The following is a 13,523-nucleotide window of genomic DNA, read 5'->3' as shown; positions in this document are numbered from 1 at the left end:
AGAGCAGATGCACGATAAGATTCTAAAGACAATATCTCAATAAAAGTCCAATGGCAGAAACACTATTCTTCAACGCTTTACGGGAAGCCATTGATGAAGAAATGGCTCGTGATGCAACTGTATTCGTTCTTGGGGAAGATGTCGGTCACTACGGCGGTTCCTACAAAGTTACTAAAGACTTATACCAAAAGTATGGGGAACTCCGGCTTCTAGATACTCCCATAGCTGAAAACAGCTTTACTGGCTTAGCTGTGGGTGCAGCAATGACAGGGTTGCGACCAATCGTTGAAGGTATGAACATGGGCTTTTTGCTCCTCGCTTTCAACCAAATAGCTAATAACGCTGGTATGTTGCGTTATACCTCTGGTGGTAATTTTAAAATCCCAATGGTGATTCGCGGTCCTGGTGGTGTGGGAAGACAGTTGGGGGCGGAACACTCCCAGCGCTTGGAAGCATACTTCCAAGCCGTTCCTGGGTTGAAAATTGTGGCTTGCTCTACACCATACAATGCTAAAGGGCTTTTGAAATCCGCAATTCGCGATGACAACCCCGTGTTATTTTTTGAACACGTTCTGCTCTACAACCTGAAAGAAGATTTGCCTGAAAAAGAATATTTTCTGCCTTTGGATAAAGCAGAAGTTGTACGTAGCGGAAAAGATGTGACAATATTGACTTATTCACGGATGCGCCATCACGTGATACAGGCAGTAAAAACTTTAGAAAAAGAAGGTTATGACCCCGAAGTGATTGATTTGATATCACTTAAACCGCTAGATTTTGATACTGTTGGTGCATCTGTAAGAAAAACACACCGCGTAATTATTGTGGAAGAGTGCATGAGAACAGGAGGCGTTGCAGCAGAGTTAATCGCCTCGATTAATGACCGTCTATTTGACGAATTAGATGCACCTGTACTGCGGCTTTCTTCTCAAGATATTCCAACACCATATAACGGGACTCTGGAAAGGCTGACAATTGTTCAACCAGAGCAAATCGTTGAAGCTGTTGAGAAAATGGTAGCGCTACGCGTGTAAGAGGAGAAATTGGGAATTGGGAACTAAGGATTGGATTAGTATAAAATGATTTAAGCCATAATCCCCAATTCCTAATCGCCATTCGCTCTCAAACAACGTTATCATAAGCTTTGTCGCAGCGAGTGAGACTATGCAAAGACAGCGATCGCTACTATTTCTGATATCTATTATGGTTGTTGCCGCCATTGCGGTGATATCACTTATTCCCGTACCTCTAGGTTTGGACTTACGCGGAGGTTCGCAGCTAACAATAGAGGTGAAAACAACACCAGAAATTCAGCAAATCACTGAAAGAGAATTGGAAGCTGTAAAAAGTGTTGTTGAAGGTCGTATCAATGGTCTTGGGGTTTCCGAACCAGTCATCCAAACGGTAGGCACAGATAAAATATTAGTGCAGCTGCCTGGGGTGAACGACCCAGAACAAGCAGAACGAGTGCTAGGAGGTACAGCACAGTTAGAGTTCCGCACCCAAAAGCCTAATACCGAACCTCAACTTTTTGCCCTTCAAGCTTCCAGATTTCAATTGAAGGCAAAGCAAGACGAACTGAGAAAGAGCAAAGATAAAGCTGCTATTGACAAAAATCAACAAGAGTTAAAAAATAACACTAATGCAATTGCAGAATTATTTGAAAGTACAAATCCGCCTTTAACTGGGAAATACCTCAAAGATGCCTACGGCGAACCCACTCAAGGCAATGATTGGAATGTTGCCATTCGCTTTGATAACAAGGGGGGTGAATTATTTGCCGAGCTGACGAAAAAACTAGCAGGTACTGGACGCAGTATTGGTATTTTCTTAGATAACGAACTTATTAGTGCTCCTACTGTCGGACCGGAATTTGCTGCGGCGGGTATTACTGGTGGTGCGGCTGTGATTACAGGTCGGTTTACCCCCCAACAAGCGAACGATTTAGGCGTACAACTCCGTGGTGGTTCGTTACCAGTACCCGTAGAAATTGGTGAAATCCGAACTGTTGGAGCAACCTTGGGTAAGGACAGTATACAAAGCAGTATTTATGCTGGTATTGGTGGTTTGTCGTTAGTATTAATATTTATGGTAGTGTACTATCGACTACCAGGTGTAATTGCGGACATATCTCTATTAATATACTCTCTCCTAAGTTGGGGTGCTTTTGCACTGTTAGGAGTTACACTAACGTTACCAGGTATTGCCGGCTTTATCCTCAGTATTGGTATGGCAGTTGATGCCAATGTGCTAATTTTTGAGCGCACTCGAGAAGAATTGCGGGCTGGTAAATCTCTGTATCGTTCTGTAGAATCCGGTTTTTATCGTGCATTTTCCAGTATCTTAGATAGTAACGTCACGACATGGATTGCTTGTGCGGCACTGTTTTGGTTGGGTTCTGGCTTGGTGAAAGGCTTTGCCCTTACCCTAGCTTTAGGGGTGGCGGTAAGTATGTTCACAGCAATCACCTGCAGTCGCACATTCATGTTTTTGGCAATTTCTTTCCCCTCGCTGCGGAAACCGGAACTTTATTGTCCGAACCTGCCAGTGACGAATAAGGCAGAGGTGGCTCAATGAAACTCAGTATAAACAAATCAAGAGGGATTTGGTGGATTGTTTCTTCCCTCGTTATTCTTGTCGGTGTCATGTCAATGGTGATTTCTTGGCAGCAAATTGGTTCTCCCCTGCGTCCTAGCCTCGATTTTGTAGGTGGTACGCGCTTGCAGTTTGAACGGGATTGTTCTCAACCGAATAACTGCGGTACACCCATTGATATCAATGTGGTTCGAGACGTTGCAAAAGCCCAAGGATTGGGTGATAGCAGTATCCAAGTGATTGCTGACAAAGAAACTGGCAAAGACAATGGGGTTCTCATTCGGACAAAAACTTTAACGCCTGAACAACGGACTCAGTTACAGAATGCGATCGGCGAGAAAATAGGTGCTTTTGACCCGCAGAAGAATCAAATTGACACTGTTGGTCCGACGATTGGGCAAGAATTATTTAGATCCGGTATCATCGCTCTGGTAGTATCCTTTGCTGGCATTGTTATCTACATGGCTGTGCGCTTCCAATTGGATTATGCCGTGTTTGCGATCGTTGCTCTATTTCATGACGTGCTAATCACGGTAGGGACTTTCTCAATTTTGGGTTTGGTTGCAGGTACGGAAGCTGATAGCCTTTTTATCGTTGCTCTGCTGACAATTACGGGTTTTTCAGTTAACGACACTGTAGTGATTTACGATCGCATTCGCGAAACTCTCAAAATTAATCCTAACCGTTCCTTTGCAGAAATTGTAGATGATGCAGTTAATCAAACCTTAGCTAGATCAATTAACACAACACTAACTGTACTGCTGACATTGCTTGCTATCTTTCTGTTTGGGGGAGAGACACTTCACAATTTTGCTTTAGCATTAATCATTGGTTTTACAGCAGGGGCTTATTCAAGTATTTTCATTGCTAGTACGCTTCTGTCTCTGTGGCGAGAACGCAACGGCGAATCAGGAATAACCAATCCTACTGACTCAGTAGATGCTTGACTCTGATAGTTAGTGGTGTAGGACAGGCATCTCGCCTGTCATTGTTGGTGGTTAGTAGTTGGTAGCCATTAACAACTAACAACTAACAACTAACAACTAACAACTAACAACTAACCACTGGGAAATGGAAAACATCGACCCCTGTTTTGCTCAACAAGTGCTCAGACTACACCAGCTTCAGGTAGGTGCTCGATGGTTGTTTGTTAGCTTTTTATGGCTTACTCTCGCACCTGTTTGTTTATGGAATTTGCGTGAAGAACTTATTTTATGGCGGCAATACTTTACTTGGGTAGCCGTGCGATATGGTCTCTACTATCATCCATTGTCTACTCTAGGTTTATCTTTCTGTATTGCCATGACCCTAGCTGTCTTGATTTGGCAAAGTCGAAATATCTTATTTGGAATGCCTGAGGATGAAAAACAACGTCTCGAAAAACAGGTTTTTCAAATTCGCCAACAAGGTCCCAGTCATCCACTCTGGAAATGGGTCTGTAGCTAAAGTATATTTATTAATAGCATGGTCTCCGGTAAAGATGCAAAATGTAGAACAGCACACAATTAAACACGAGCACGAGTGGTTTCCTTATTGTGAGGAGATTACTAAAGTCTCGCGCCAACTTTACAACACGGCTCAATTTACACAACGTCAAGGTTTCTTTTACGGCTGGGGTACGCAGTCGCAGGCAAAGTTAGATGTCATGTTTAAATCAAACAGCAGTTATAGCATGATGCCTGCAAAAGTTGCTCAACTCGTTTTCAAACAAAATGCAGATGCCTGGACTGCTTATTTCAGGGCAATGGAGGCATACAAATTAGAGCCGAAAAAATTTACGGGTTGTCCAAAACCGCCTAGTTATATTGAGAGCCATCTCAATATTGTCAAGTTTAATTATCAAGCTATTAGTAAAAAGGAGTTCAAGAACGGCTACATTGTCCCCTCAATGTCTCCAATTAAACTACCTGTAAAACCCCGGTTAAAATTTGACGATTTGTGTGAGGTGAGAATCATACCTAAAACAGGTTGTTTTGTGATAGAAGTCGTTTATGATGTTCCAGACAATGCGGAATTTTTCTGTAGTCTAAATCCAGAGTTAGCTGCCTCTATTGATATAGGGTTAGACAATCTAGCAACAATTGTGTTTAGTGACCCGACCATACAGCCAATAGTCATAAATGGTAAACCGTTAAAATCGGCTAACCAATTGTATAATAAGCAGCTAGCTAGGTTTCGCGGGTTTTTACCTGACGGAAGAGGCACATCATCTCGGATTCAAAACATTGTGCGTAACCGAAACAACTTTGTGAATAGCTACTTACATCAATCAACCAAAATGATAGTTGACGAACTGGTAAAAAACGGTGTACTGATAGTAGCTATCGGGAAAAACGAACAATGGAAAACTTCTCTAAATATTGGCAAGAGAAATAACCAAAACTTTACTCAGATTCCACACGCGATATTTATCGAGATGTTGACTTACAAACTTGAAAAAGTTGGCATTACCGTTAAGGTAGGCGAAGAATCCTACACTAGCAAAGCTTCGCTAATTGATTGGGACATCATCCCAACATTCAACCCTAACAATAAGGTAAAACATACTTTCTCTGGAAAGCGAACACAACGTGCGTGGTATGTAAGTAAAGATGGTTTGAGAATTCAGGCAGATGTTAACGGTGCATTTAACATCGGCAGAAAAGTAATCCCAAACTCTTTTAATTGCTTGCAAGAGATTGTAGAGAGGGATAGGGGGTGTCTGGTAGTACATCCTTTGGCGTTTAACACCTTTGTTCTGTCGAGCAGTCGATAAAAAAGGTGTTGCTTAAACCCAGGTGTAGTAGTTTGCCTATATTTGACTACGTAAACTGGAACTATTATTTAAAGATATAATTTACTTTTATCCCGCACAACGAGATGAAGGATAAAAAATATACCCTTCTCTTCGGTAAAATTCATGGATTCTACTCAAATTCGATTGTTCCCTTTCTATGACTGAAGTTCAACTTCAGGAATTACGCGAGGGATAGACAATTGTAGCCTTGTATAGCTATCTGAGTGTTCCCAATCTACAGGACAGGCAAAAATTTCTAGCTTTCCCGCCATTACTTCTATGAGTGTTTGATTGAGTAGTAGCTTCATTCCTGGAGATAAACAAGATTTCAGTTCCTCTTGCTTGAAAAATTTATCATCAGTTGCAATTAAGTCTATTTGTTCTTGTATGGGAATAGCATGAGTTGGTACATCCAGCCAAATGCAAACGCGATCGTCTGTAGGAGAAAACCCAACAGAAATGCGAAGACTACCCTCCTCCATTTGGGCAATACAACTTTCTACCAAATTTACTAAAACGTAATGCAACCAGTAAGGGTCTGCTAAAACGTAAATTTCTGGATCTGGCGGAGACATGAGTAAGGGATAATTGCGATTCTCAGCCAGCATATAAATGACTTCATGAAGATGCTGTAAAATATCTACAAGTGATAGAGGCTGAATATTTAATTTATTAGTACCGTATTCTGTCCTAGCAACATTAAGAATTTCATCTATTAGCTTCAGCAACTTCAGTGCTCTCTCATGAGCTTGGGAAATAAATTCTCTCTCTTCCTCCGGATCTTCACAGAGGTTTGACAAAATTAACTGGTGCAACCCAATTAATCCATTGAGAGGCGATCGCAAAACGTGGGTTGTTCTTGCCAAAAACCCAGCTTTAAACTGGCTCATTTCCCGTGCCATATAGTATGCCAGCTGCGTTTGCTTCATTTGTTGTAAAAGTGCTGACACATTTTGATGATCTTGAGGCGATAAGGCAGATGAACTAGACGTTGGTTCCTGCCTTGCTAATAATCTGCAAATACCATATCCCAACGCTATTCCTATTCCTAAAGATATCCAGTTACTCCAATCCATAATTAGTGACCAGTAATCAGTGAGCAGTGACCAGGTTTAAAATTCTACCTTTATAGCACCCTGCCGCAAGACCTGCCAATTTTCTTCAGTCCATTTCACTACAGTAGAAGGTAGACCGATTCCTTGTAATTCAGTATCGTATTCTGTTGCTGCCAAGCTGAGAATATCAGGAAACTGAGCTTCTATTTCGCTGACTGTCAGTAAAGGAGGCTGACCTGATAAATTGATACTAGTCGTGGCCAGTGGACCTGTTTGTGCCAAAATTTTGCGGGCGATCGCATTATCTGGAATCCGTATTCCTACTGTAACAGAGTTACTTAATTGATTCGTGAACTGACTAAAATTTTCATCACTATCGGAGACCATGACTCTTGGTACGCGTTTTGAAGCTGGTAGTACCAAAGTCAGTGCTCCAGGCCAATACTTCTTTGCCACTTCACGCCAAACTTTGTATTCTTCATCTCTACCTTGAGTAAATGCCCAAACTTCATCTGCATGAGCAGCCATTAATATCAAAGGTTTCTCTCGACTTCGTTGCTTTGCAACATAGATTAACGAGCTTCTTTCAGGTAGGGATGCCAAAGCAGGAACTGTATCTGTCGGAAAGCTAACAAGTTTTCCGGCACGTGCGCCAGATATGAGAGCATCTAGAGAAACAACTGTCATCTTTGGGGAGTTGGGAATGGGGAGTTGGGAGTAGGGATAAGAATAATACTTTTAACTTAACACTCCTCATCCCTCACTTTTCCGATAAGCAAGAGCAAATCTATAGATACCAGCTAAATCCGCATAAATTTGAATGTTGCAATAACTACCACAACGTTGCAATATTTCTCGGACAGCGTCTGCTTGCCCTGCCATCATCTCAATCAGCCAAACTCCGCCCGGTTGCAAATAGGTGGGCGAAACTTCTACTAAATGGCGGATACAGTCTAAGCCATCAGGACCACCATCTAAAGCCAGATGTGGTTCATGGTCGGTAACTTCGGGTTGCAAAGTAGGGATGGTGCTAGTGGGTATATACGGTGGATTAGATACCATTCCACTAAACTGACCCCTGAGAGATTCTAAGGGATTCCACCAAGAACCTTGATAAAACTGAATACGTTCCTCAAAACCCAAGCTTCGAGCATTTGCCATTGCGACTTCTAATGCCTTGTGACTGGAATCAACAGCATGAATTGTTGCGTTCTTAAATGTATCTGCCAGCCCTACGGCAATAGCTCCACTACCAGTCCCCAAATCAGCCCAATGCCCTTGTTGAAGGTAAGGGAGATTGACTGTAGCCGTTATTGCCAAATCTATCAAGCATTCTGTTTCTGGTCTGGGAATCAAAACCGAATTTGACACTGCAATTTTAAACTTTCGCCAAGGAGTCACTCCAGCAATATACTGCACTGGTAGACGCTCCTTTAATCGCTTTTGCCACAGTAGGTCTAAATCGAACAGTGATAACTGTAGCGGAATTTGTGGTTTGTCTTTGAAGGATTCCAAAAGCAGTGTCAAACGATCCAACCCAGCGATCTCTTGAAGCAGCCAATCTACTTCAGCAGTTGGGACACCAAAGGCGTTAGCAGCTTTTATTGCCGTATTACGCCACTGCCAAAGCTGTAACCCAGTGACGACTGACTGTTTATCCGCCATGACTCAATCTAAGATGAAAACCAGTTGTTATTTTTTAGGTGCAGGTGCAGCTGGTTTAGCAGTCCCTTGCTTGGTGACAACATATTGCATGCTATCAGAAGAGGGGACTATAGCTACTTGGCTGAGCCATGCGTCATTTTTCTCGCGTAAAGTTTTAATCACGTTGTCTATATCTACAACCTGAATATCAGCTTTGGGAACTTGTGCTTTCACTTGTTCCAATAAACCCTGTGCGTCTTTCTTACTTAAAAACAGAGGGATCATTTCTTTATTGTCAGTTTTTCGTTTTACCGATACGTATCCTTTATCGGGAGATCTCACAATAAAGACAGGTACGCTGGGGAACTGCTGCACGTTTTTACCGCTTTGACGCAATAATGTCATCGCACCTTCCAAGTCTTGTTTTCCTGGTTGAAAAGCAAATACGGGGCGGTCTGGTTTATTAGCACCATCGCGAAGTCTTTGATAAATCAATCCAAGAGGGACTGGTGTCACTTGCAAGCTTTTGACCAATTCTGCCATTTTCGGGTCACTGCCTTTCGTGTTTCGCAGCTCGTTGACAAAAGCCTGTGCTTCTTGACCGCTCATAAAAACGTCTGTGACAGCAACGTCTTTTTTCGGTGCATTTTGCCCGTTTTGAGCGTTAGCCGGAATTGTACGAGTTAAGGGAACGCCTTTGTTGTTAGTAATCAAAAATACGGGTACTGGATCTAATTTTTCTTTGATTTGCTGTTCTGTTAATGCAAGCACCGGAACAGCTCCACTAAAAATTGTCGCCAGTAGAGTACTCCCTACTAAAGTTACTGTTGTGCTCCAGCGAATAAGTGATTTCATGACTTCTCCTTGCAGTAAATGTTTCTCAATAGATTTGATAAAGGATAAAATATGAAGGATCAAGGCTAAAAGATGAAGGGGAAAGGGTAAGATGCTAATCCTTCATACTTCATACTTCATACTTCATACTTTTGTAGATACTGGTGTATGTTAACCAGAATGGCAAACAATTTCCTCTTTAGCCAAGGTGCCAAATGCCATTTTATTGGCTTTACCTAAAAAAAGGGACGCTAATAAATAGTAAATCGTTCCTATTGCAAATAGTAGAAAAATGTCACAATGATTACACAATATGTATACTTTTTCAAGTAGGCTTTGCTGCAATTGAGTTTAACCACTAGAAGTTAAGTGGAAAACAGTGAAATTGCTATGTTTCGGAAAAATCTGCAATTTCATGTAAGTCAATTTACATAAAAATTGCAGAAATTCAAGCAAATTCAAATCTTAATTTTTGATGATTTGCACAAAAAAACCAGTTTTTTGACAAAACTGGTTTTTTTTCAGTATTCAATGAGTCGGGATGACAGGATTTGAACCTGCGGCATCCTGCTCCCAAAGCAGGCGCGCTACCAAGCTGCGCTACATCCCGACAATAAGTTATCTGCCATATTTTTGCTTATTTCGCTTTCATGGCTGTCTAACCTAGACCATTATAGCTAAATTAACTGGAGTTGGCTAGTTCTTTTTTTAAAATCTAGTGAGGATACCAAAACATACCTTTAATGCCTTCCGGATCGGCCATGAATCCCAAAGTCCGGTAAAAGTCTACAACATGAGGATCTGCAAAAAGAGTCACATTACTAATTTCTTCACTCCTTAATTTTTTAAGTACGTATTTCATCAGCGCTTTGCCACATCCTTGACCTTGAAACTCCGGATGAACTACGACATCCCAGATAGTAGCGTTAAACGCGTGGTCTGAAGTAGCACGGGCAAAACCTATAAGTCGTCTTTTGTTTCCTCGCACCTGCCACATGGTGGCAACCAGAAAACTGTGCTCAATCGCTTTTTTCACTTTTCTGAGGGGACGTCGCGACCAACCGACAGAATCACAGAGTTCTTCTAGTTCATACAGGTCGATGTCTCGTTCAGTGCTGAACACGATGCGAGCCTCTTGCGAAGAAGTTTCACTCTTGCCACTGGGACTGGAATTACCCGTAGCGTCTGTGCTCATCTCCTCAAAGGGGTTTGTTTTAGCTGTTGTGGCTGTATCTGATGTACTAAACCAAGTTTTCCAAAAACCCATGCCAACGTGGTTCGGGTAGTATAACTAAATTGGTCTCTACTGAAAAAGTGATGATTCACTTGTACCTGCACGCCACCCTCCTTTCTCCTTCCACTTACACTCATAATTATGTATTTTTAGGATTTTGAATAGCAGTAGCTAGCAAGTGCGTGTTTCACACTAATCTCTTTCAACTTTAGCATTATGTTATGGAGCCAAGGAGAAATTACTGAAAATGGGTAATGCCCCACTCCCCACTCCCCACTCCCCACTCCCCACTCCCCACTCCCGGAATTATGGCTTCTGGCTTAAAATCTTCTACACTAGAACTTCTCAAACGCTTTAACCGAGCGTTTCCTCAGTTTTACGAACAATTTGTTAGCAGTGAGATTCAGTTACAAAATTTGCGGCTCGCATACCGCCTCTATAAAAGTAGACGCGCTGTTATAGAGCTGAAACCTGAGGGTAGCAAAAGTGCTTTACATTTTGCCTATCGCAACCAGTCTTTTCTACTGAGTGATATTTTTGGCGTACTGGCTGCTTACGGGCTGACTATCCACGGTCTGAGTTTATACGGTCAAATTCGACCACCGATGTTAGTTTTTATCAAACTCTTGGTATCTCGGGGTAGCAAAGCTCTTACAGAGAAAACATCAGAAAATGTCTGCCGTGCCATTCGAGAAGCGTTAGGTGGGCGGTTCGAGGTAGAAGAAATGCTGGCAGTGGAATTTAATTTGGATACTGGCTTAGAGCAAGTACAAACCGAGTTCTACGTCGATCCAGTCTTTCATCTTCCAGCCCTAGTGATTGAAGCTGATAACCAACCAGGTTTGTTTTATAAAGTTATGTACGCTATTTGGCAGGAAGACCTTTTGGTAGTCAATGCCAATTTACTAGTTTGGCGGGGGCGCACGCGTTTGATTCTCTATTTGCTAGGACCAAATGAAAGCTTAATCCCAGAATATTTGGGTCACAAAATTGCTGAAGGAGTGCGTCAGAGGTTGATGGCGAGATGAGGAGTCAGTGACCAGTGACCAGTGACCAGTGACCATTCTCCCCCAATCCAAAATCCAAAATCCAAAATCCAAAATCCAAAATCCAATCCCCAATCCCCAATCTCCAATCGAAACGGATACCATAGAGATATGGCAACCATCGAAATCCTGGGCGTTCCACACGCATACGAGCTAACCGCTCCTACATCCTACCCTCACACTCTTGTTTTTATCCACGGATGGCTCAATAGTCGTGGATACTGGCAACCTGTCATCTCCCAGTTGGCAGATAGTTTCCAATGCCTTTGTTATGATTTAAGGGGTTTTGGTGAATCCCAGCCGAAGTTAAAGACCGATTCTAGTCGAGACCTAGCTTATTTGAATCTGACCTCTAAATCCACGGGTGCTCTTCTTAATCCCTTCGATTCTTTCTACAGCCCAGCAGCCTATGCTCAGGATTTAGTCGGTCTTTTACAACAACTGAATATTTCTAGTGCTTGGCTAATTGGTCATTCTTTGGGAGGCACTATTGCCCTTTGGACAGCATCTGAAATGCCTGATTGTGTCAAAGGCATTATCTGTATTAATTCAGGCGGTGGTATTTATCTTAAAGAAGCTTTTGAACAATTCCGCTCACTAGGTCAGAAGTTTTTACAAGTCCGACCACGCTGGCTAAGCCAATTGCCTTTAATTGATTTGCTGTTTACAAGGGCAAATGTAGCCCGCCCTCTAGAGCGCAATTGGGCGCGTCAACGAGTGATTGATTTTGTTGTTGCAGATCCAGAAGCTGCTTTGGGATCGCTTCTAGATTCTACAACAGAAGAAGAGGTTAATCGTTTACCTCAACTGGTTTCCCAATTAAATCAACCAGTTTACTTTCTTACTGGGGAAGAAGACAAGGTTATGGAACCAAAATATGTCCGTCATCTAGCTAGCTTTCATCGACTGTTTCAATACAGTGGGGACAATGTAATTGAAATTCCCCATTGCGGTCATCTAGCTATGTTAGAACAACCGGACGTCGTTGCTACTCACATTCACTCTCTAGTCAAAAGTCCACAGTCCACAGTCCACAGTCCACAGTCAATGGTTAATGGTTAATTGTCACTGGTCACTGGTCACTGGTCACTGGTCACTGGTCACTGGTACAACTCCATAACTTGAGTGAGTGCTAGCCGGGACTGGACGTTTAACGTTAGGGCTGAGGTGTGACCTCTATTAAGATGGTCTGCCGCCGCACACCCAATCATCGCCGCATTGTCTGTACAAAATTTGAGAGGGGGAAATAGCACGCGCAGGTTATGAGTTTCTGCGGCTTGTTGTAAATGTTTTCTCAAACCACTGTTAGCCGCTACGCCTCCACCAATGGCTATCGTGGAAAGACCGTAGTCTAACGCACAAGCAATAGTTCTCTTGGTTAGCGATCGCGCTACTGTTTCCTGAAAACTAGCTGCCACATCAGAGATGGGAAGTGGCAGATCATTTTTCTCAAACTGCTGTACAAGTCTCAACACTGCGGTCTTTAATCCACTAAAGCTGGCATCATAACGGTGATATCCACCACTTGGTAGGGAAACTTTTCCTTCTGGCAGTGTAAATGCCTGTGGATTTCCTTCCTTAGCCAATTTATCTATGATCGGTCCTCCAGGATACCCCAAGTTTAACAAACGCGCAACTTTGTCGAAAGCTTCTCCTGCTGCATCATCGCGTGTTTCACCTAAGGTCTCGTAGCTACCACAATCTCTGACATAAATCAAGCTTGTGTGTCCGCCAGAAACTAACAAACTTAAGAAAGGTGTCTCTAATGTGGGTTCACTTAAGTAAGTCGCGTAAATGTGACCTTCTAGGTGATGGACTCCTAGAAATGGTTTGTTGTGTACCATTGCTAAGGTTTTGGCAGCAGTTAACCCAACCAATAGTGCGCCCACCAGCCCAGGAGCACAGGTTGCGGCGATCCCATCGATTCTTTGCCAATCGAGTTCCGCCTGTTCTAAAGCTTGGGCGATCGCTCCATTGATGGTATCCAAATGTTCGCGGGATGCGACTTCCGGCACGACCCCACCATACTGCTGATGAATTGAGATTTGAGAAGCAATAATACTACTACAAACTTGACGATTATTAACAATTGCTACCGCAGTTTCATCACAGCTAGTTTCGATGGCTAAAACAGTTGTCATTGTGGAATAAGGGAGTAGGGAGTAGGGGGAGATTAAAACGTTTTATTAACAGGATAGTAAATAGGAGTGGTTTTGCCCATCCCCCACTCACCACTCCCCACTCCCCATTCCCATTGAGAAGCTTTAACTTTTATTTACTTCAACTTTACTCGGTTCACGCTCAAGAGTATGATGACTTGCTAGTGATGACTTGCTAAC

Annotated in this window: 13 protein-coding genes and 1 tRNA gene; 7 read left to right on the top strand and 7 right to left on the bottom strand. The window is 42.6% G+C overall.

The features are described from left to right. The first annotated feature begins 50 nt into the window (after window positions 1-50). The 5 genes from WA1_RS36570 (at window position 51) to WA1_RS36550 (ending at window position 5,350) form a co-directional block, all read left to right on the top strand. On the top strand, window positions 51-1,034 hold the full coding sequence (locus WA1_RS36570) for an alpha-ketoacid dehydrogenase subunit beta (protein WP_017746706.1): 984 nt from the start codon (window positions 51-53) through the stop codon (window positions 1,032-1,034). A 130-nt stretch (window positions 1,035-1,164) separates the two neighbouring features. Continuing rightward, the gene (gene secD / locus WA1_RS36565) at window positions 1,165-2,577 is read left to right on the top strand and encodes a protein translocase subunit SecD (protein ID WP_026135026.1); all 1,413 of its coding nucleotides are present in this window, start codon (window positions 1,165-1,167) and stop codon (window positions 2,575-2,577) included. Continuing rightward, window positions 2,574-3,542 (top strand): protein translocase subunit SecF, encoded by a 969-nt coding sequence (gene secF / locus WA1_RS36560; RefSeq protein ID WP_017746704.1) that lies wholly within the window; start codon window positions 2,574-2,576, stop codon window positions 3,540-3,542. Before secD ends, secF begins: the two co-directional genes overlap by 4 nt. A 124-nt stretch (window positions 3,543-3,666) precedes the next feature. Further along, window positions 3,667-4,041, top strand: coding sequence for a hypothetical protein (locus WA1_RS36555; protein ID WP_017746703.1), 375 nt, complete (start codon window positions 3,667-3,669; stop codon window positions 4,039-4,041). Window positions 4,042-4,075: 34 nt separating this feature from the next. After that, entirely contained in the window at window positions 4,076-5,350 is a 1,275-nt protein-coding gene (locus WA1_RS36550) for an RNA-guided endonuclease InsQ/TnpB family protein (RefSeq protein ID WP_017746702.1), read from the top strand. 176 nt (window positions 5,351-5,526) lie between these two features. Here WA1_RS36550 and WA1_RS36545 read toward each other — a convergent pair whose 3' ends face one another. The 6 genes from WA1_RS36545 to WA1_RS36520 form a co-directional block, all read right to left on the bottom strand. After that, the gene (locus WA1_RS36545) at window positions 5,527-6,447 is read right to left on the bottom strand and encodes a sensor histidine kinase (RefSeq protein WP_017746701.1); all 921 of its coding nucleotides are present in this window, start codon (window positions 6,445-6,447) and stop codon (window positions 5,527-5,529) included. 36 nt (window positions 6,448-6,483) lie between these two features. Further along, complete coding sequence (locus tag WA1_RS36540) at window positions 6,484-7,113, bottom strand: L-threonylcarbamoyladenylate synthase (protein ID WP_017746700.1); 630 nt, start codon at window positions 7,111-7,113, stop codon at window positions 6,484-6,486. A 66-nt stretch (window positions 7,114-7,179) separates the two neighbouring features. After that, on the bottom strand, window positions 7,180-8,091 hold the full coding sequence (gene prmC, locus WA1_RS36535) for a peptide chain release factor N(5)-glutamine methyltransferase (protein ID WP_017746699.1): 912 nt from the start codon (window positions 8,089-8,091) through the stop codon (window positions 7,180-7,182). A 27-nt stretch (window positions 8,092-8,118) separates the two neighbouring features. After that, window positions 8,119-8,925: a Tic22 family protein gene (locus tag WA1_RS36530; RefSeq protein WP_017746698.1), complete on the bottom strand. Its 807-nt coding sequence runs from the start codon at window positions 8,923-8,925 to the stop codon at window positions 8,119-8,121. Window positions 8,926-9,440: 515 nt separating this feature from the next. Then, a tRNA-Pro gene (locus WA1_RS36525) sits at window positions 9,441-9,514 on the bottom strand. A 105-nt stretch (window positions 9,515-9,619) separates the two neighbouring features. Next, on the bottom strand, window positions 9,620-10,171 hold the full coding sequence (locus WA1_RS36520) for a GNAT family N-acetyltransferase (protein ID WP_017746697.1): 552 nt from the start codon (window positions 10,169-10,171) through the stop codon (window positions 9,620-9,622). Between the two features lie 275 nt (window positions 10,172-10,446). Here WA1_RS36520 and WA1_RS36515 point away from each other — a divergent pair, with 275 nt between their 5' ends. Both WA1_RS36515 and WA1_RS36510 read left to right on the top strand, forming a co-directional pair. Next, window positions 10,447-11,166: a hypothetical protein gene (locus WA1_RS36515; RefSeq protein ID WP_026135025.1), complete on the top strand. Its 720-nt coding sequence runs from the start codon at window positions 10,447-10,449 to the stop codon at window positions 11,164-11,166. Between the two features lie 129 nt (window positions 11,167-11,295). Next, window positions 11,296-12,246 carry an alpha/beta fold hydrolase gene (locus tag WA1_RS36510; RefSeq protein WP_051077096.1) on the top strand — a complete coding sequence of 317 codons (951 nt, stop codon included), beginning with the start codon at window positions 11,296-11,298 and terminating at the stop codon, window positions 12,244-12,246. Between the two features lie 38 nt (window positions 12,247-12,284). Here the strand turns inward: WA1_RS36510 and tsaD are convergent, their stop codons facing one another. After that, window positions 12,285-13,325, bottom strand: coding sequence for a tRNA (adenosine(37)-N6)-threonylcarbamoyltransferase complex transferase subunit TsaD (gene tsaD, locus WA1_RS36505; protein WP_017746694.1), 1,041 nt, complete (start codon window positions 13,323-13,325; stop codon window positions 12,285-12,287). Window positions 13,326-13,523 lie beyond the last annotated feature (198 nt).

This window comes from Scytonema hofmannii PCC 7110 (genome assembly GCF_000346485.2).
Taxonomy (GTDB): Bacteria; Cyanobacteriota; Cyanobacteriia; order Cyanobacteriales; family Nostocaceae; genus Scytonema; species Scytonema hofmannii.
The sequence above is the reverse complement of the archived record's forward strand: the minus strand, read 5'-3'. Positions and strand labels throughout refer to the sequence as shown.

Bases quoted from the DNA above. Each gene is read 5' to 3' on its own strand.
- secF (WP_017746704.1), top strand. From the start codon at position 2,574: ATGAAACTCAGTATAAACAAATCAAGAGGGATTTGGTGGATTGTTTCT.
- WA1_RS36515 (WP_026135025.1), top strand. From the start codon at position 10,447: ATGGCTTCTGGCTTAAAATCTTCTACACTAGAACTTCTCAAACGCTTT.
- WA1_RS36530 (WP_017746698.1), bottom strand. From the start codon at position 8,925: ATGAAATCACTTATTCGCTGGAGCACAACAGTAACTTTAGTAGGGAGT.
- WA1_RS36570 (WP_017746706.1), top strand. From the start codon at position 51: ATGGCAGAAACACTATTCTTCAACGCTTTACGGGAAGCCATTGATGAA.
- tsaD (WP_017746694.1), bottom strand. From the start codon at position 13,325: ATGACAACTGTTTTAGCCATCGAAACTAGCTGTGATGAAACTGCGGTA.
- WA1_RS36555 (WP_017746703.1), top strand. From the start codon at position 3,667: ATGGAAAACATCGACCCCTGTTTTGCTCAACAAGTGCTCAGACTACAC.
- WA1_RS36510 (WP_051077096.1), top strand. From the start codon at position 11,296: ATGGCAACCATCGAAATCCTGGGCGTTCCACACGCATACGAGCTAACC.
- WA1_RS36520 (WP_017746697.1), bottom strand. From the start codon at position 10,171: ATGGGTTTTTGGAAAACTTGGTTTAGTACATCAGATACAGCCACAACA.
- prmC (WP_017746699.1), bottom strand. From the start codon at position 8,091: ATGGCGGATAAACAGTCAGTCGTCACTGGGTTACAGCTTTGGCAGTGG.
- secD (WP_026135026.1), top strand. From the start codon at position 1,165: ATGCAAAGACAGCGATCGCTACTATTTCTGATATCTATTATGGTTGTT.
- WA1_RS36550 (WP_017746702.1), top strand. From the start codon at position 4,076: ATGCAAAATGTAGAACAGCACACAATTAAACACGAGCACGAGTGGTTT.
- WA1_RS36540 (WP_017746700.1), bottom strand. From the start codon at position 7,113: ATGACAGTTGTTTCTCTAGATGCTCTCATATCTGGCGCACGTGCCGGA.
- WA1_RS36545 (WP_017746701.1), bottom strand. From the start codon at position 6,447: ATGGATTGGAGTAACTGGATATCTTTAGGAATAGGAATAGCGTTGGGA.